Source organism: Pseudarcicella hirudinis, assembly GCF_900115665.1.
GTDB lineage: Bacteria > Bacteroidota > Bacteroidia > Cytophagales > Spirosomataceae > Pseudarcicella > Pseudarcicella hirudinis.
In genome coordinates, this window is the sequence record NZ_FOXH01000006.1 from 122077 (window position 1) to 139458 (window position 17382).

The window sequence follows — 17382 nt, forward strand, 5'->3', positions numbered from 1 at the left end:
GTCTTTAAGCTGATTCGAGTTCTAACTGATTTTTTACCAATTCATAATAAACCCCTCGTTTAGCAGAGGTAAGTGACGTATGTGTTCCGATTTCCTTTACCTCTCCGTTTTCAAGTACTACAATCTGGTCGGCATTTTTCACAGTACTTAAGCGGTGAGCAATAACCACAACGGTTTTACCTTCAAAAAAATCATCCATATTCCTCATAATAATTCTCTCATTATTGGCATCCAAAGCGCTCGTAGCTTCATCAAAGAACAAGTATGAAGGATTCTTATAGACAGCTCTGGCGATAAAAATTCTTTGCCGTTGACCACCACTTAACCCGGCCCCTGCGTTTCCGATTTTAGTGGTAAATCCTAAAGGAAGTTTTTTAATATAGTCTGAGATATTTGCGACATGAATAGCATTCATCATCCTTTCCTCTTCGATTCTTTCCCCGTCAACCGCAATATTTCTTGCAATGGTATCTGAAAATATATAGCCATCCTGCATTACCGTACCGCATTTCTTTCGCCAGGCTTTTGCAGAGATTTCCCCCATGCTTATTCCATCCACCAGAAGTTCTCCGTCAATAGGATTATAGAATTTAAGCAAGAGTTTCAACAAAGTGGTTTTTCCACTTCCGCTTGCTCCGACGATAGCTGTAACTTTCCCCTTTGGAATATGCAGGTTGATGTTTTTCAGCACCAGAGCCGACTGAGGCACGCCATATCTGAAAGATACATTTCTTAATGTAATTCCCTTTTCTTCAATCTTTTGCGAACTACTGAGGAAGATGTTGGCACGTTTCACTTCCTGTTCATCAAAATCAGTATGGAATGGCAGCGTTGACAACATACTGTCTGTATCTTCATCCAGTTCTTCATTCGGTCTGTTATGAATCTCTCCCAAACGGTCCAGACTTATCTTAGCATCCTGAATACTTCTCATGAATTTAATCAACTGAGAAAGAGGCCCGTTCATTTGTCCTACGATATACGAAATACTCAACATTACCCCCAGTGTTATCTCATGGTTCATCACCGCCATTGCTGAAGCATAAGAAATAAGTATATTTTTCAACTGGGTAGTAAATGTTGATCCTATTTCCTGATATTGTTCTAAGGCAAGACTTTTGATATTGATTTTAAAGAGTTTTGCCTGAATTCTTTCCCATTCCCATCTTCTTGCTTTTTCACAGTTATTCAGTTTTATCTCTTGCATACCTGTGATAAGCTCATACAAACTATTCTGATTTTCTCTCATCTGCTGAAATCTCCGGTAGTCCAGATTTTTTCGCTGATTAAGAAATATCAGAACCCAGACAATAGATATCGCACTCCCGATAGAAAAGATGAGTAATAAACTTGAGCTGTACAGTCCCAGCACCACAGAAAAGATTAAGAGGTTTACCAGCGAGAAAAAAGTCTGTAAGGTAGACCCCGTCAGGAAGGTTTCTATCCGGTGATGGTCATTAATCCTTTGTGTTATATCCCCGACGTTCTTCGATTCAAAGAAATTAATGGGCAGTTTCATCAATTTCACCAGAAAATTTGAAATGATTGAGACGCTCATCCGCGTATTAATATGCAGCAATATCCAGTTCCTGATCATATCAACACCCATTCCTCCCAGAAAAAGCAACAGCTGTGAAAATAAAATCAGGTGTATGAAGCCAAAGTCCTGACGATGGATCCCGTAATCAACCAGGCTCTGCGTCAGAAAAGGAAAAACAAGGGCAAGTAAACTGCTGAAAAGCATACTGATAAGCAGTTGCGCCAGGTATTTGCGGTAAGGGGCAAGGTATTCGAAGAGGAATTTAAATCCTAATTTTTCATCTTTCTGTTCCTCATGGTTCTGATAAAATTCATTGGTTGGCTCTACCAGCAGGGCAATCCCCTTATCTCCGGTAGTACTCACCCAGCATTTCATCAGTGTTTCTTTATCTATTGTAACCAGATTATGTCCCGGGTCACCTACAATAATTCTTTCTTTGTGCTCTCCGGGAAGAAAACTCCAGAAGCTCTTTTTTATGTCATAAAGAACCACAAAATGCTCCTGGTTCCAGTGAAGAATACACGGAAGCGGAGCTTCTTCGGCAAGTTGCCGGTAATTTAGTTTAACTGCGAGCGTCTTAAATCCTACTTTCTCGGCAGCTTCACTTATTCCCAATAGACTAACCCCCGAACGCGTAATGTATGCGTTCGCTCTGAGGAAATCCATAGAATAATTTTTACCATAGAAAGACGCAATCATCCTGAGACAGGTAGGACCACAATCCATGTAATCTAATTGCCGAAAGTATTTGTATTTCTGGTTCATGGCAAACGCATTTAAATATACGTAAACGATTCAATATACTCTTCTTTAATAATTGAAAAAGTCAATTTCTCCATCTCTCCTTCACTTATTAATTCTTTGGGCATAGTATCCAGCACTACATTCTGGATATGAGTGATTAGCTTCAGCAGATTAAGGCAGTAAACCGAAGGGTTATTAAACCCGTTGGAACTACGGTACCGGTGAGGGAAAAAACCGCCCCCGCATACTTCCACAACCGGGCATTCCTGACATTGCTGACAAAGGATTTCGTGACTTAACTGATAGTTTTTGGCCAGTTCAGTCTCCAGCGCATCATCAATTGTATTATTGAGCACGTTCATATCAGCCTTTGTAAATCCGTGTCCGCAAAGTTTCAGCGCTCCTACAGCTTCAATACTTCCATCAGTTTCAATGACGAGAAATTCACTACGCCTTTGCCCCCAGTATTCAAATCCGTTATCTATTCCGAGTATTAATTCAACAACCTGCTTAAAAATGCGGATTTCAATCTTCTGGTCAGAATGCCACCAGATATTAAAAATCTCGATAAGCCAGTCTGCATAGAGCGTTTTGCCCTCTTTTCTTTCCTGATATAACAAGCCTGTCGGGGTATTTTCATAATTACCATACGGCAGGAGGAAATTTATGTATCTGGTCCCTAAAAAGCGTAATTGATTATACACTTCAACCGGATCTGATTCTACATCAATAACCATCAGGATTCCAACATTATTCCTTAAAAACGGTGAATTCTGAGCGATTTTAAGCCCGCGAATAGTATCATAATATGAACCGTTTCCATTGTGATATTTTCGGTGTAAATCGTGCGTTTCCTGTAAGCCATCAATACTTACACCTACACTGATATCCAGCAGCCCGAGTGTTTTACACCATTCATTATCAAGCAGTACACCATTTGTCTGCAAGGTAAAGCCGACTTTTATTCCTTTAAGTCTCTCTCTTGCCTTTCCGACAAATGATTTAAAAAATTCACGGGGAGCCAGAAGAGGTTCTCCTCCATGAAAAACAAATTCAAAAAACTTCTGATCATGCAGACTGCAATGCTCTTTAACTCTCTCAATAATAGCATCAACAACCTCATTACTCATTAATTTTGGTTGTTTTAAATACGTATAATCTCCCTTGTTATAAATGTAACAATAGTCACAGTTTAAATTACATCTGCTAGCGATTTTTAAAATTAAAGCCTGACATTTCAAGGGATCCATAAGTTATCAGATATTATCACTGTCCAAAGGGCTATTTTTTCCACCTACAGCTTCCACCCATCCCGATCCTTGTGAATTCTCTACCCATTGGCCTCCGGTAACATCCTCCCCTGATATTTTCTGCCCTTCTTTATTAAAATGATCAAGTGCTTTTTTCTGCACGTCCTCATCTTTTTTGCTGAAGAAAAATTTTTTCTTTGACATCTTTTCAATTGTTTAATTTGTTTAAACTCATTAATACCAAAATCTTAAAGATTCAGGAGAATCGTCGGATTCTGCCAGGCAGACTCTTGCATTTCATTATACATAGGGGTATATTCTTTATCCCCCCCTCTGATTTTTTCGGAGTAGTTATCAGGCAGCAGTTCAATTGATTCTGCACCCTCCTTCTGATGCAAATTCAGTATGTCATCCTGTTGTTCGATTTTTCCTAAAATATGGGATAACGTTTTTTTCATGGTCTTAAAAGTTTATACCTAAGTTCATGCTTATAGCAAAAAGATACTTTTACTTTAGATCAAGGTGCTGATATTTCCTACAAGCATTGTATTTTTTTCGATATAAAAGATGTAGAACTTCTAACCCATTTTTTCAAGATTTTAAAGTCTTTATTCTTTCAACAGATTCCAGAAAGATTTCATAGCTAATAGGTTTTTGAAGCCATTCAAAGCATTGTATTTTCAAGTCAGAAAGTAATGACTGAGGATAAGCACTGGTAACAATGACGTATAAATTCTGATTTTCTGTTTTATCGAGCAGATCCAAACCAAGATGCTGTTTCAATTGCAAATCAAGAAAAATAATATCTACATCAAATTGCAAATTCTGAAGCGCCTCGAAAGCTTTAGAAACATTGCTGTAACTTCCCAAGAGTTTGAAGTCTTTAGTCTGTTGCGCATAATGTTCTAATAGTTGCCGAGCCAAAGGTTCGTCTTCTACTATGAGACAGGTGAGAGTCATTCATAACGGAATTTTACTATAAATCAAAAATATACTGAGATTGAGCATCCAATTGTACTGCCGGTAGGCGTTAGGCCGGATTCTTTTGTTTTTTCATTAAATGTAAAGCGGACAATTGTGGCTTTCACTACGGCTAGCTTAGATAGATTTTTCATAGTTATAAAATTTATGATTTGTGAAACGACTTTAACGAGTCAAATATTCATCGGTTTCACTTACTAAATTTAGTATTTAGATAAACTATGTCTTTCTTTAGATCAAACGAAGGGATTATTATATATCAGTATTAAAGATTCATTGAAAGGGAGACCAGAAAAAAGTTCTGTTCATTTTTGATAATTAAGCTATGACGATCAGGATAAACCATTTCCAGACGCTTGCGTGTATTTACAAGTCCGATACCCCCACCCTGTGAGAGGTTCCTTACTCTTTCGACTCTTGGTTTGGAGTTTTTTATTATAAAATTCAGTTGCTGTGTCTCTTCAGAAATTTTAATCTGAAGATCAATGTATGAAGGAAGTGTGCTATCGCCAATTCCATGTTTGAAGGCATTCTCCACAAAGGAAATTAAAATCAAAGGCACAATCTTTAACCCCTTCATATCACCTTCTATTTCAAAAGAGATCTTTACATTATCACTGTTCCGGAGTTTCTCCAGGTCCATATAATCTCTCAGAAATTTAATCTCCTGTTTAAGAGGTACTTTCTCAGAGCTTGCTTCATACAAAATATAACTCAGCAAATCAGCCAGTGTTAAAATTGCCTGAGAAGCATTTTCCTGTTTACTGATTACCTGGCTGTATATATTATTTAATGTATTGAGTAAAAAATGAGGGTTGAGCTGTAACCTTAAAAAAATCAATTCCAATTCCGTTTTTTCCTTTTCCAGTTTGATAGACTTTTGATTGGAAATCGCCATTAATCGGCTCACTTTTAATAAGAATATCGGGGCAACTCCCTGAAAACTGTAGAAAAGCTCAAAAAATAAATCCTTGGTATTATATAGCTCCTTTGTCCCGCTCTGGACATAGTTCAGCATATAGTCATAATACTTTGACTTAAAATTATAAACTTTATTGTCAATCGCATACTTGTAAAAAAGATAAAGCATATACCAGAAACCAACATAAAGAACTAAGATCTGAAGTGCCAGTATCAGCTTATTTTTCTCGGTGAAATTCGATAAAATAAAATAGGCAAGTGCGTAATATATCAGGGCTGTACGAAAAATACTCGTTAATGTTGCCCACAAACGATATTCCCATGTCACTCCTGAAATCACCGCCAAATAATAAATCGCTCCCCAGATTAACCAAAAGATAAAGTGCATTTGAACCCTTCTCGAAAAAGGAACATTGTCTAATGGGTAAAGTTTCAGGAGGAATTCAACTAACTTTTCCATTTAGTTAATCGGTTTCAATCTGTTTAATAGATTTTCTTTATATTGGGGACCAATAGGAAGCTCCGATTTATTTCGTAATTCTATTGAGCTATTCCCTGCATCAACAGACCTGATCTGGTCAATCTTTACAATAAATGATTTGTGTATACGAATAAATTTATTCTTTGGAAGGATATTTTCTTCCAGCTTTTTCATGGTTATATACGTTACTACCGCTCTGTCAGAGGTTATGATCTTTACATAATCTTTGAGCCCTTCTACCGCCACAATTTCATCATAATCAACCCTTATCACTTTACCGCTTTCTTTAACATAAATACTTGACACCGAATATTCATCTTCATCTTCCGGGTCTTCCTCTTTCTTAGAAGAAGAGGTATTTTCCAGACTGGTAAAAACTTTATTGACTGATCTTACAAAACGATCAAAGGAAACCGGCTTTAACAAAAAGTCAACAATTTCCAGATCATATCCGTCCACAGCATATTCCGGGTTTGCCGTAATTATTACAATAAATGGTTTTTTTCGTAAAGTCCTTATCATATCAAGGCCTGAAAAACGAGGCATTGTAACATCTGTAAAGATTAAATCCACGTCATTTAACGCTAAAAAATCAGCAGCGGCATGGGCATTTTCAAAAATATCAAGGACTTCCAGGGTAGGTGTTCTTTCTGCATAAGAGCGTAGCAGGTCTCTTGCAGGGGCTTCATCTTCAACAAAAATACATTGTAACTTTTTACCCATGGGTGCAGGTAGGTTTATTTAAAAATCATCTTAGTTTAGTTATAAAGTGTTAAGGTAAAGAAACTATTACTTTAAAGCAAGTATTTACTTCAAATGCAATATTTTATTTACTAAAGTTAAATATTATTTATAGAAGGTCAATGCTCTTGTTATATTTAAATATTCCCAATTTGCCAACTAAAAATCTTCCTATTTATAACAGACAGTATTGTCGGTTTTTCTTTTCAGAAAACATTGATAACAGCCTTCTGATTAATACAGTTTTTTCAGCTTTTCTTTTCGAAATAATGCTTTTCATTCCTGAAAAAGAAACTTTTTATAAGTGATTTCAGGTTACTCAGAGGTTATAAACGGCATTCCTGAAATGTTAAACCAATACATCTCTTTCCAAATTTTACAATCCTAAGAATCATATGATAAATATTCTTGCCATCTCCGGAAGCTTGAAAAGTACTTCTTCGAATACTGCTATTATCAAAGCTATTGCTGGTTTAAGTCCTGCCAATGTACAAATCAGTCTTTATGAAGGTCTTGGAGATTTACCACATTTTTCTCCTGATATTGACGGCGGGAAATCTGCTGAATCTGTCGTACATTTCAGAAAACTACTTCAGGAGGCTCAGGGGATTATTATCTGTACACCGGAATATGCTTTCGGTATGCCGGGCGTTCTGAAAAATGCCCTGGACTGGACTGTTTCTTCAGGAGAACTTACCGGCAAACCTGCTGCCGCAATCAGCGCCTCACCTCTGTATTCCGGCGGAGAAAATGCTCATGCTTCTCTTATGCTGACGCTAAAGGCCTTGTCATCCAAAGTAGCTGAAAAATCTCAGCTTCAGATTCCGTCTGTATATGGTAAATTCGATCCAGAAGGAAATGTTTCAGATGAAAAAACAAAACAATCTTTAATCATTGTAATCGACTCTCTACTCCAAACGATTGAGAATCAATAGAAAGATAAAAGACAGAGAGCAGGGTTTCTCGTAAACCTTGCTCTCTGTCTTTCAGGAAATTCAACTTATTTTACCTGTGTTAAAGCGTAATTAAACTTACTGTCAATCAGGTTTTTAGATCTGTCCAGCATGGTCAGCTGACCTGGTTTTTTACTGAGTCTTACAAAATATCTCTGTTCCGTTTCTGCCTTATCCCAATTCAAAATATACAAAGTAGCATCTTCATCCTTTCCAAAACCCCGTTCTGTATTTACATTTCCGGTTTCAACAAAAGCCTGATCTCCTTTTCCCTGATAAAGTTCTGATAGTTCAAAATATTGTCCGTCTTCCGAGATTTTCAAGGTTGTTTCCAATCCGGAACAATCTGCACAAGGTAATATGCCTTTGTAACTGGTAAACGATTTTGTTGAATCAAATCCTTTCATTTCAGACCTGCTTTTCGCAATAGGCGATTCCAGTCTGATCGTATCCGAACTGCCATCTTTTTTATTGCTTTTCTGGCAATTCCATAAAATCATCGATGCCAGTGATAACATGAGGAGCATTGAATTTTTCATACACAGAATCTTAAGTTGTTGATTTACAAATTACTGAATAAATATAAGCGTTCTTGTTCGAGAATTTATTCAGATATATAGTGTTAAAAAACAACGGAAGATAATCCATCTTATTGTTTCACAAACATTTGTTTTCCTGCTCAAATGGTAATTAATTTTCACAAAAATGTCTCTAAGCATCCCCCAGGTTGATTTGGATTGATGATTAACAGTATTCCGGTTATTTGTTTTTTCCGGAGAAATTCCGAATCCTTTTAATCTGCAGATTTTCTTCTGCCCTGTTTTCTCAGGAAATAACAAACGTTCTTGTATATATGATGACATCACAGAACAATAAATTATCCATGATCTTATCAAAAAAGGTTATTTTACAACTATTTTCATTCCGGACAGATATTTAACATTTTTAAAAATTATATATTCTTACTTTATTTTTATTATCAATAACTCTGAGCGATTTCACATTTTGTGTTACAATAACAGAACGGGGCGACTGTGTTAAATATCCGGAGCCGTAATAAAACTCCTGTTTTCTCTTTTTCCCGCTTTTGAATACAATTTCAGCAAAACTATCAGAAGGATTTACTTCAATAACCCTGCATTGTCTCTTCTTTCTTTGTCTTAAAGCAACCAGACTATCTGAATTTGAACCTGCAAGCAGAATTGTTTCTCCGTTTTTATTCATAAAAGATGTAAGGCTTTTTACGTCTTTATCCAGGAACAATCCGCTTTGATTTGCTCTGACCGCCTTAAATTCCCCTCTTCCGGTGCCTTTCAAAAGCTGCCCGAGAGAAGCATCCTGCCAGCCATAGTACACTTCAGTTGCATAAGAATTTCCTGAGGTTATCAGATCAATGTTTTCATCCTCATCGAAATCACCGGCGACGATTCCAAAAACCGGGGATACCTGCGATTCGGCCGGGAGAGGTTTAAAAACAAACTTTCCGGAACCTTTGTTTTCAAGAATTCCTGAATAAAATGTGTCCGCTTTAAAATGAGCTGCTTTTTTCAATAAATCATCAGGAATAATTTCACTCAGGTCTGCTTCCCCATAACTGGCATAATCCGGAAATTTTTTCTTCAGTGCTACCCACTGTTTAAATAAATCATCTCTTCCGTTGAAAGGGAATAATTCATATTTTTTCTTTCTGTTCAGAATCGGATGAAAGACAATCGGGTCAATTCTTCCATTGTTATCATAATCGTAGGCAAACATCTCAACTGACTGATTACCAACAGGCTTATAATCAACATTTAACCCCATATTACCTACAATGTAATCTATATCGCCGTCATTGTCCAGATCTGAAGGATAAATGCTATTATACCAGCCATTACTTTTCTGCAATCCTGAACTGCTGCTGGAATTTGTGAATTTTCCTCTTTCATTCCTGAAAAAAGTAACGGGCATCCACTCTCCTACCAAAATCAGATCTTTCCAGCCATCGTTGTCAAAGTCTGTCCATAATGCCGAACTTACCATGCCAATCTTTGAAAGATCTCCGGCAATCATTCCGGTAACATCTGTAAATTTTCCCTTATCATTCCGCAGGATATAGCTTCTCGGTGATTCGGGATATGCTCCGGGTTGCAGCCTGCCTCCCACAAACAAATCAATGTCTCCGTCTTTATCAAAATCCGTACCGATTACGCAGCTTTTACTTGACTGCATAAATGGCAAAGCCTTCAAATCCCTGGTAAAATTCCCTTTGCCATCATTCAGGTAAAGTCTGTCCTGGTAAGCACCATTCCCGTCTTTCTGCTCACTTCCACCGCTTGCCACATACAAATCTTCATCTCCGTCATTGTCTGCGTCGAAAAATAAGGCTCCACCGTCTTCAAACCCGGCATCCTCTGAATTGATACTTTTCTGTTTAAACCTGCCGTCGGCTTGTTGCAAAAACAATGTCCCGGGAAAATCCCTGGCTCCTCCCACAAAGAAATCCAATCCGTTTTTATGATCAACGTCAGCGACTGCAATACCGGGACCACACCTGGAGTATTGTCTCAATAAGAGCGGATTATTATAAAAATCGTTAAACTTATTTTCCTGATGCTTATAGTGAATTGCTAATTCTTCGGTAATATTTTCAAAAACGCGCTCCTGCTTTTCAGCAATCGTCCGTTTCTCCTGTGCTTTTCCATAATAAAGCTGTAAAACCTGATTCGTCGGAATGTTTTTTAGTTTCTGATATCTTCCGTCACTCCAGAAAATTTCCAGAGAATCTATCAGCATTTTATTTCCTAATCCGAAATGCAGCGGCGCATTAATGCTTGATAAATAACCTCTTACGGGTGAGAAAAATGCATATTGGTGACTGTCTTTGTCATAAAGAAATATCCTTGCCCCGATTCCGTTTTTGTTTTTCTCTTCACCTTTTAATACGATGTCCAAAAAGTGATTTTCTTCCTTCTTTTCAGGATTGTTATTGCTTAGATTTTCAAACAAAAACGCTTCTTCATTGATATTATTAGTGATTATATCCAAATCTCCGTCGTTATCCAGATCCGCATAAACGGAGCCATTCGAGAAAGAAGGTTCTTCCAGTCCCCAGGCTTCTGTCTGGTCACTAAAGCTGAGGTTTCCTTTGTTTTTAAAAAGGTAATTCGAAAGTTTTACCCCTTTGAGATGCTCCATAAGGTCTTTTCTCTTCTGACTTCGGTTTTTCGGTGAACCAAACATCATGTCGGAGGACTGATAATTGATGAAATCAAGGTCAGTTATATCCTTCACAAAACCATTGGTTATGTAAATATCCCTTAGTCCGTCATTGTCAAAATCTGCCATTAAAGGAGCCCAGCTCCAGTCAGTAGCATGTACGCCTGCCATTTGCCCGATATCCGAAAAGTGTACTCCCCTTGCATCTGATCCGTTATTAAGATTCAGTGTATTTCTCATAAACTGCGGAACATACCCCGCACTTTGTTCAAGCTGAAATTTCTCATAGCTCATTCCCGGCATCATAGCTTTCCTTCTTTCATTATTTCCGGGAAGCATATCAACCACCATTACATCCGGTAACAAGTCATTATTGATATCAGCAATATCCACACCCATACCATTATAGGTTTGGTGTTTCTGGCATTTGGCAGCACTTTCCTGAAATGTGCCATTTTTCTGATTGATATAGAGGTGGTCATTTGGCATAAAATCATTTGCCACATAAACATCCGGCCAGCCATCATTATTAAAATCATCTATGGCCAACCCTAATCCATATCCCTCGTCTTTTATTCCCGCAGCGAGTGATACATCTTTATAATAAGGATGCCCCAGGGAGTCAGGAGAGCCAATATTCTGATACAATTTATCATTGGTCAGTCCTTTGGTCAGCGGATAAGATTTAGGATGCACAAAACTTTTTTCGATGAAATCAACTTTATTGGTCATCAGATACATATCCAGATCACCATCTCTGTCGTAGTCAAAAAAAGCAGATTGTACGCTAAAGGAAGTATCTGCCAGTCCATAAGATTCGGCAGACTCTTTAAACTCAGGGATTCCCTCTTCATCTGGTCCCTGATTGATAAAAAGGAGATTTTTAAAATGATTTTTCGAGCCGGGTCCGGCAACATTGAGATAAATATCAAGCCAGCCATCATTATTTATGTCAACAACAGATGCCCCCATAATCCAGTCAGAAGTGGTTACACCGGATTTTGCAGTAATATCTTCAAATTTTAAACCTCCTTTATTCAGATAAAGCCGGGAGGAAACCATATTTCCGGTAAAAAAGACATCCTGACGTTTATCATTATTAAAATCCCCGACGGCCACTCCACCACCATTATAGCAGTAATAATAATTCAGAATATTGATTGAATCATTTTCAATAATGTCATTAGAAAAAGTAATCCCGGTGGAACTCCCTTTCCTTTTTTGAAAAACCTGTCCGTCATTCCTCCCAGGCTGACAGGAAAACAGCATTATCTGAGAAAGGCAAAAGAGCAGGAAGCAATCAAATCTTTTAGACATAAGTAACCATATAATAGTAAAGAGAATACAGGAGATATAAATAATTAATTTTCAGGAAAAATTCAGAGAATAGCAATCGGGTAAATCCGATTACTATTCTCTGATAAGTAATAAGTATTCACCGTTAAACAAATCAATAGCCGGGGTTTTGTTTGATTGCCGGGTTTGTGTCAATATCATTCTGTGGCAGAGGCAGGTATTCACTTTTTCCTCTTTGGAATTTCCCGCTGCTGTTTGAGCGATATTCAGGATGTTTTTCAAAAACATCTGCCGCAATTCCCCAGCGGTTAAGGTCAAAAATTCTGTCCCCTTCCATCGCTAATTCCAGAACTCTTTCATTTCTGATGGCTTCCCTCATTGCTGTTTGGGTAAGTGCCGGCTGGATATCAGGCATTCCCACTCTTTGTCTTACCTGATTTATGGCATCATAAACTTTTGCAGAAGGGCCGTTTGCTTCATTTTCAGCTTCAGCATACATCAAAAGGACATCCGCATATCTCATGATTCTCCGGTTGTTGGTTGCATAAGCCCAGCTTCCGGGTGTTAAAGAACTGGTTCTGTCAAAATTCAGGTATTTTCTTACCCAGATTGTATTTAGGTATTCTCCGGTAAAAGCTTTGGTAAAATCATCCTGATACATTTTTGCTCCCGGATAATTCCAGACCATAGTTGCATATGCTCTTGGGTCAATGGCTCCTGATTTAGTCTTTTCTTTCATAAAAAGGTCAAAAACCCAACGATTTACACTGGTTCCGGCCTGACTGGTATAACCTTTCGGAGCGATATCCGGCTCCCATGCCTGTCCTCTCTGCACATTTGCAGTACCACTTGATCCCCAGTTTCCGTTAGTTGTACTTTGATATTGCAGTTCAAATACCGATTCTGCATTATTATCCCCTGAGGAAAGGAAATTATCCTGATAATTCGGAACCAGTACATATAGCTTTGCATCCTTTATTTTCTGAAATTCAGCAGTAGCAAGTGTCCATTCCTTCGTATAAAGATATGCTTTCCCCAGCATTCCGGTGGCAGCTCCCCAGGTTGCTCTTCCTATATCTTTTGGTTTGACAGGTAAACGGCTCTGCGCTTCTTTCAGGTCTTTTTTAATCTGTGCCCAAACTTCTTCCTGAGAAGCCTGGCTCACAAAAATATCCTGTAAATTATTGACCGGCTTAGTTATCAGCGGTATATGACCCCACATATTAAGCAAATGAAAATGGGCAAAAGCCCTCAGGAAATAAGCTTCTCCTAATATTTCTTTTTTACGGGTTTCATCCATCTGAATTGCAGGAACGTTCCCCAGAACCTGATTGGCTCTTGAGACGATCGCATTTAATTCAGACCAGCCTTCTAAAACACGGCCATCTGTAGAAGAAACATTGAATGTTCCTACGTCATTTACCTCAGGAGCCGGAAAGGGATTTACATCATCTCCCCGCAAGGTTGTTAAAATAGCTCCCATCATTCTCCCCCAACTTGGAATAGTAGTTAAGGGTCCATATACACCAACCAGACCTTTTTCTGCATCATCCGCAGATTTCCAGAACAAGTCAGGACTTAACTGATTGGGATTGGCCACATCAAGGTCTGACTCACTGCAATCCATTACTAAAGGAGTAATCATCATTATCCCCAATAGAAGTACTTTCCGGGTTATTAGATTTGAAAGTCTTTTCATAATTATATCTTGAATAATAATGTTAAATGTTAAAAGGATATATCTATACCAAGGAAGAAACTTTTAGCCTGAGGATAGGCTTCTACGTCAACTCCCGCTCCGAATAATCCCCGGGCCTGCGTGTTTCCTCCGTTACGTCCCACTTCCGGACTATATCCCGTGTAACTGGTAAATGTCAGTAAATTCTGACTGCTCACATAAATTCTTGCACGATCAATCTTAATCTTCTGTGTAAATGAGGCAGGAAGAGTATATCCTAACTGAATACTTTTCAATCTCAGATAAGAACCATCTTCCACATAAAAAGAAGAAGATCTTTTATTATTGGCCGGATCAAGAATTGTATTTCTCGGAATATCAGTATTGGTATTCGTCGGAGTCCAGGCTCTTAGCTGATCTGTAAGGTGATTATTTCCATAATCAAGCAGTTTGGTGTATTTACTTGAATTCCAGATTTTATTACCTTGTACCCCCTGCCAGAACATGCTGAAATCAAAGTTTTTATAGGAAGCATTGAAGATTGTACCATACTCAAAATCAGGTATAGGACTTCCCAGATAAGTTCTGTCGTTATTATCTATTTTATGGTCTCCGTTCAAATCCCTGTACTTAAAGTCTCCTAAAGTAGCGTTTCCGGTTCTGCCGTCTTTTGCAATTTCATCCTGATTCTGGTATAAGCCATCTACAATAAATCCATAGAAACTTCCCAGCGGATGACCTGCTTCTGTACGGGTAGCGAGCAAGCCTTCCTGAGTAAAGGCTCCGCCTGAAATCGGATTAACCCCATCTCCAAGGCTTAAAACGTTATTTTTAATAGTACTGAAGTTAGCAGTGATGCTATAATTTAATCCGTTCTTATCCGGCGCTTTATGATTATAGGTTCCTGAAAACTCAAATCCTTTATTTTCAATGGTGGCAGCATTCTTTACAATGCTCCCCCCTACCCCACCATATCTTGGAATAGGTAAATCTGTCAGGATTCCTTCCGAACGCTTGTTAAAATAGTCCATTGTGATGGCAATTTTCCCATTTAGCAATTGTAAATCTGCACCAAAGTCTGAGGTATTTGTTGTTTCCCAAACCACATTCGGATTGGCAAAATTGGTCAGAGCCGTTCCCGGCAGAACCACGCCCCCGAAATAATAATCCGTGAAAATATTTAAGCTGCTGGTAGTTACGTAGTTGCCGATATTCTGAGAACCCAGCTTACCATAGCTTCCGCGAACCTTCAGATCAGACACAAGTCCGGATTTTGGAAAAAATGCCTCTTCACTTACTCTCCAGCCTGCTGAAACAGACGGGAATGTACCAAAACGGTTTTCTTTTGCAAAGCGGGACGAGCCATCACGGCGAATCGTCGCACTCAACAGATATTTACCTGCAAAGTTGTAGTTTATCCTGCCCAGCATCGACTGAAGAACATTTCTCTGAAGTCCTCCGGTAGAATTGACTTTTACATTAGACGCATCAATTACTCTCAGGTCGTTGGTCGGAAAATCCGCAGCAATCACTCCAATATTACGGGCCTCTGCAACCTGATCGGTGTATCCCGCAAGCAGATCGACGTTATGTTTTCCAAAGGATTTGCTATAACTCAGTGTGTTTTCTACCAGCGTGCTTAAAGATCTTGTAAAACCTTCTTCCAGACGAGCGATATCATTAAAGGCTTCCTGCGATCTGCTGAAGAAAAACGACGGGGTATAGTTATAGGCATGATAAATAGAATAATCGAGTCCGAGGTTCAGTTTATATTTCAGGTTCGGAATAATTTCATATTCTGCGCTCAGACTTCCGAGTATTTCATCTGTTGTATAAAGGTTGTCATTCAGCTTTGCCAGACCGTACCAGTTAATCCCTCTGGCAACACCGTTATAAACAGGATCAACTCCGGCAAAACCTCCGTTATTTTTACTGTTATATACCGGAATTGTAGGAATTTCACCTCTTTCCCTTCCAAAGTATGAATTGGGATTGTTAACAGATCTTGAGGCAGAGAAGGATTCCGAAAGTTTTAAATTGCCTTTTGTAAAAGAAGAATTTGCCCTGAAATTATATCTGTTGAAATAAGAATCAACTACAATCCCCGTCTGGTCATAAAACTGACCTGAAAGGAAAAATTTAGCATGTTCTCCACCTCCTGAAATACTAAGGCTATAATCTCTGATCGGGGCAGAATTTAAGGACAAACTTTGCCAGTCGGTATCAATGGCAGGATTAAACTCCTTATCATTTGCAAGAGCACGAGGCTGGTTGTCATTATCATTCGCCTGGTTTCTGTAGTCGGCGTATTGTCTGGCATTCAGATATTTCAACATCTTAACCGGACTCTGAATACCGATTTTAGTACTAAAATTAATTTTTGTAACTCCGGCAGCACCTTGTTTGGTGGTAATAATCACCACTCCGTTAGCAGCACGGTTTCCATAAATTGCAGCGGCAGAAGCATCTTTTAATACTTCAATGGATTCAATGTCATTTGGATTAAGAAAAGACATGGAACTGGTTATATTGCCATCTACCACATACAAAGGCTGGTCATTTCCCAAAGTTCCTGTTCCTCTGATAATTACACTTACTTCTCCTCCGGGAGCCCCTCCCCCGCTTTCCACACGTACTCCGGCTACTTTGCCCTGAATAAGAGATGAAGAGTTTCCTGTAGTTACATTGTTTATGTCTGAAGTTTTGATAGAACCGATTGCCCCGGTAACATTGGCTCTTTTTTGTGTACCATAACCTACCACAACGACTTCCGATAGTATTCTGTTATCAGGTTCAAGTGCAACATTCAGCTGCGTGCGGTTTCCTATTAATATTTCCTGAGATTTATATCCGACGAAATTGAAAACCAGCACAGCGTTTCCATCAGGTACTGAAATCTTAAACTCTCCGTTTACACCGGTATTAGTCCCTCTTTGAGTACCTTTCAGAACAATACTCACACCAGGAATAGCATTGCCTGTTCCAGACTCAGTCACTTGTCCTGTGATAGTAATGGCCTGAACCTCATTGATGTTTTCCGTCTCATCCTGCATATTTGCAGAAGGTGAAATTTGCTGACTTAGAATTATCCTGTCGCCAGAAACCCTGAAATTGATTTTCATCGGTTTCAAAAACGATTCCAGAATTTCTCCTAATGCCTGATTCTGAGCAGTCAGATTTGATACTCTATTGGCATTGATTGACTCAACACTATAGATAAATCTTACATTTGCTTCTTTTCCAAGCTCTCCCAGAATACGTTTTACGGTTCTGTTTTCAGCCTGAATTGAAATTTTCCGATTGAGTAATTCTTGTGCGTGCGATTCTCTGGCATATGCCATACTCATACACACAATGGCAAGAAAAAGTTGAAAAAGAGAGATTTTCATGATTTTAAGAAGTAAATCATGTGTTTGTATTTTTATTTTCATATTTTTACTTGTTTTGTTTTTTTGGCAAAAAGAGACAAAAACAATCCTCAAATCTAATATCTATCAGATCTGGATTTCGGGTTTACTTTAAGCCGGCAGTGTTGCGACCACTACCGGCTTTTTTCAATCTTCATTTTGGGTTTATTTCATATTGTTACAGGGATTAAG

12 protein-coding genes are annotated in these 17382 nt (G+C 38.5%); 1 reads left to right on the forward strand and 11 read right to left on the reverse strand.

Annotation, left to right across the window (positions count from 1 at the left end; translation table 11 throughout):
- Positions 1–4: 4 nt before the first annotated feature.
- The 7 genes from BM179_RS12345 to BM179_RS12375 form a co-directional block, all read right to left on the reverse strand.
- On the reverse strand, positions 5–2305 hold the full coding sequence (locus BM179_RS12345) for a peptidase domain-containing ABC transporter (RefSeq protein WP_092017238.1): 2301 nt from the start codon (positions 2303–2305) through the stop codon (positions 5–7).
- Between the two features lie 11 nt (positions 2306–2316).
- Positions 2317–3534, reverse strand: a complete 1218-nt coding sequence (locus BM179_RS12350) for a radical SAM protein (RefSeq protein ID WP_092017240.1) — start codon at positions 3532–3534, stop codon at positions 2317–2319.
- Positions 3535–3540: 6 nt separating this feature from the next.
- A complete protein-coding gene (locus BM179_RS12355) occupies positions 3541–3738 on the reverse strand; it encodes a hypothetical protein (protein WP_092017243.1) in 198 nt (65 codons plus the stop codon).
- A 44-nt stretch (positions 3739–3782) separates the two neighbouring features.
- Complete coding sequence (locus tag BM179_RS12360; RefSeq protein WP_092017245.1) at positions 3783–3992, reverse strand: hypothetical protein; 210 nt, start codon at positions 3990–3992, stop codon at positions 3783–3785.
- Positions 3993–4125: 133 nt separating this feature from the next.
- The gene (locus tag BM179_RS12365; RefSeq protein ID WP_092017247.1) at positions 4126–4494 is read right to left on the reverse strand and encodes a LytR/AlgR family response regulator transcription factor; all 369 of its coding nucleotides are present in this window, start codon (positions 4492–4494) and stop codon (positions 4126–4128) included.
- Between the two features lie 286 nt (positions 4495–4780).
- Positions 4781–5896 (reverse strand): sensor histidine kinase, encoded by a 1116-nt coding sequence (locus BM179_RS12370; RefSeq protein WP_092017249.1) that lies wholly within the window; start codon positions 5894–5896, stop codon positions 4781–4783.
- Positions 5897–6640, reverse strand: a complete 744-nt coding sequence (locus tag BM179_RS12375; RefSeq protein ID WP_092017251.1) for a LytR/AlgR family response regulator transcription factor — start codon at positions 6638–6640, stop codon at positions 5897–5899. It abuts the gene before it with no gap.
- Between the two features lie 413 nt (positions 6641–7053).
- On the opposite strand from BM179_RS12375, the gene BM179_RS12385 reads away from it, so the two are divergent.
- Positions 7054–7593 (forward strand): NADPH-dependent FMN reductase, encoded by a 540-nt coding sequence (locus BM179_RS12385; RefSeq protein ID WP_092017255.1) that lies wholly within the window; start codon positions 7054–7056, stop codon positions 7591–7593.
- Between the two features lie 65 nt (positions 7594–7658).
- Here the strand turns inward: BM179_RS12385 and BM179_RS12390 are convergent, their stop codons facing one another.
- The 4 genes from BM179_RS12390 to BM179_RS12410 all read right to left on the reverse strand — a co-directional run bounded on the left by BM179_RS12390 (position 7659) and on the right by BM179_RS12410 (position 17214).
- Positions 7659–8150, reverse strand: coding sequence for a copper resistance protein NlpE (locus tag BM179_RS12390; protein WP_092017257.1), 492 nt, complete (start codon positions 8148–8150; stop codon positions 7659–7661).
- Positions 8151–8556: 406 nt separating this feature from the next.
- Entirely contained in the window at positions 8557–12126 is a 3570-nt protein-coding gene (locus BM179_RS12400) for a VCBS repeat-containing protein (RefSeq protein WP_092017261.1), read from the reverse strand.
- Between the two features lie 133 nt (positions 12127–12259).
- The gene (locus tag BM179_RS12405; RefSeq protein ID WP_092017263.1) at positions 12260–13804 is read right to left on the reverse strand and encodes a RagB/SusD family nutrient uptake outer membrane protein; all 1545 of its coding nucleotides are present in this window, start codon (positions 13802–13804) and stop codon (positions 12260–12262) included.
- Positions 13805–13833: 29 nt separating this feature from the next.
- Complete coding sequence (locus BM179_RS12410; RefSeq protein ID WP_092017265.1) at positions 13834–17214, reverse strand: SusC/RagA family TonB-linked outer membrane protein; 3381 nt, start codon at positions 17212–17214, stop codon at positions 13834–13836.
- Positions 17215–17382: the final 168 nt, after the last annotated feature.

What these genes read in the sequence shown, in the direction of transcription:
- BM179_RS12345 (WP_092017238.1), bottom strand. Translation starts at nt 2,305, where the DNA reads ATGAACCAGAAATACAAATACTTTCGGCAATTAGATTACATGGATTGT.
- BM179_RS12350 (WP_092017240.1), bottom strand. Translation starts at nt 3,534, where the DNA reads ATGGATCCCTTGAAATGTCAGGCTTTAATTTTAAAAATCGCTAGCAGA.
- BM179_RS12355 (WP_092017243.1), bottom strand. Translation starts at nt 3,738, where the DNA reads ATGTCAAAGAAAAAATTTTTCTTCAGCAAAAAAGATGAGGACGTGCAG.
- BM179_RS12360 (WP_092017245.1), bottom strand. Translation starts at nt 3,992, where the DNA reads ATGAAAAAAACGTTATCCCATATTTTAGGAAAAATCGAACAACAGGAT.
- BM179_RS12365 (WP_092017247.1), bottom strand. Translation starts at nt 4,494, where the DNA reads ATGACTCTCACCTGTCTCATAGTAGAAGACGAACCTTTGGCTCGGCAA.
- BM179_RS12370 (WP_092017249.1), bottom strand. Translation starts at nt 5,896, where the DNA reads ATGGAAAAGTTAGTTGAATTCCTCCTGAAACTTTACCCATTAGACAAT.
- BM179_RS12375 (WP_092017251.1), bottom strand. Translation starts at nt 6,640, where the DNA reads ATGGGTAAAAAGTTACAATGTATTTTTGTTGAAGATGAAGCCCCTGCA.
- BM179_RS12385 (WP_092017255.1), top strand. Translation starts at nt 7,054, where the DNA reads ATGATAAATATTCTTGCCATCTCCGGAAGCTTGAAAAGTACTTCTTCG.
- BM179_RS12390 (WP_092017257.1), bottom strand. Translation starts at nt 8,150, where the DNA reads ATGAAAAATTCAATGCTCCTCATGTTATCACTGGCATCGATGATTTTA.
- BM179_RS12400 (WP_092017261.1), bottom strand. Translation starts at nt 12,126, where the DNA reads ATGTCTAAAAGATTTGATTGCTTCCTGCTCTTTTGCCTTTCTCAGATA.
- BM179_RS12405 (WP_092017263.1), bottom strand. Translation starts at nt 13,804, where the DNA reads ATGAAAAGACTTTCAAATCTAATAACCCGGAAAGTACTTCTATTGGGG.
- BM179_RS12410 (WP_092017265.1), bottom strand. Translation starts at nt 17,214, where the DNA reads ATGAAAATAAAAATACAAACACATGATTTACTTCTTAAAATCATGAAA.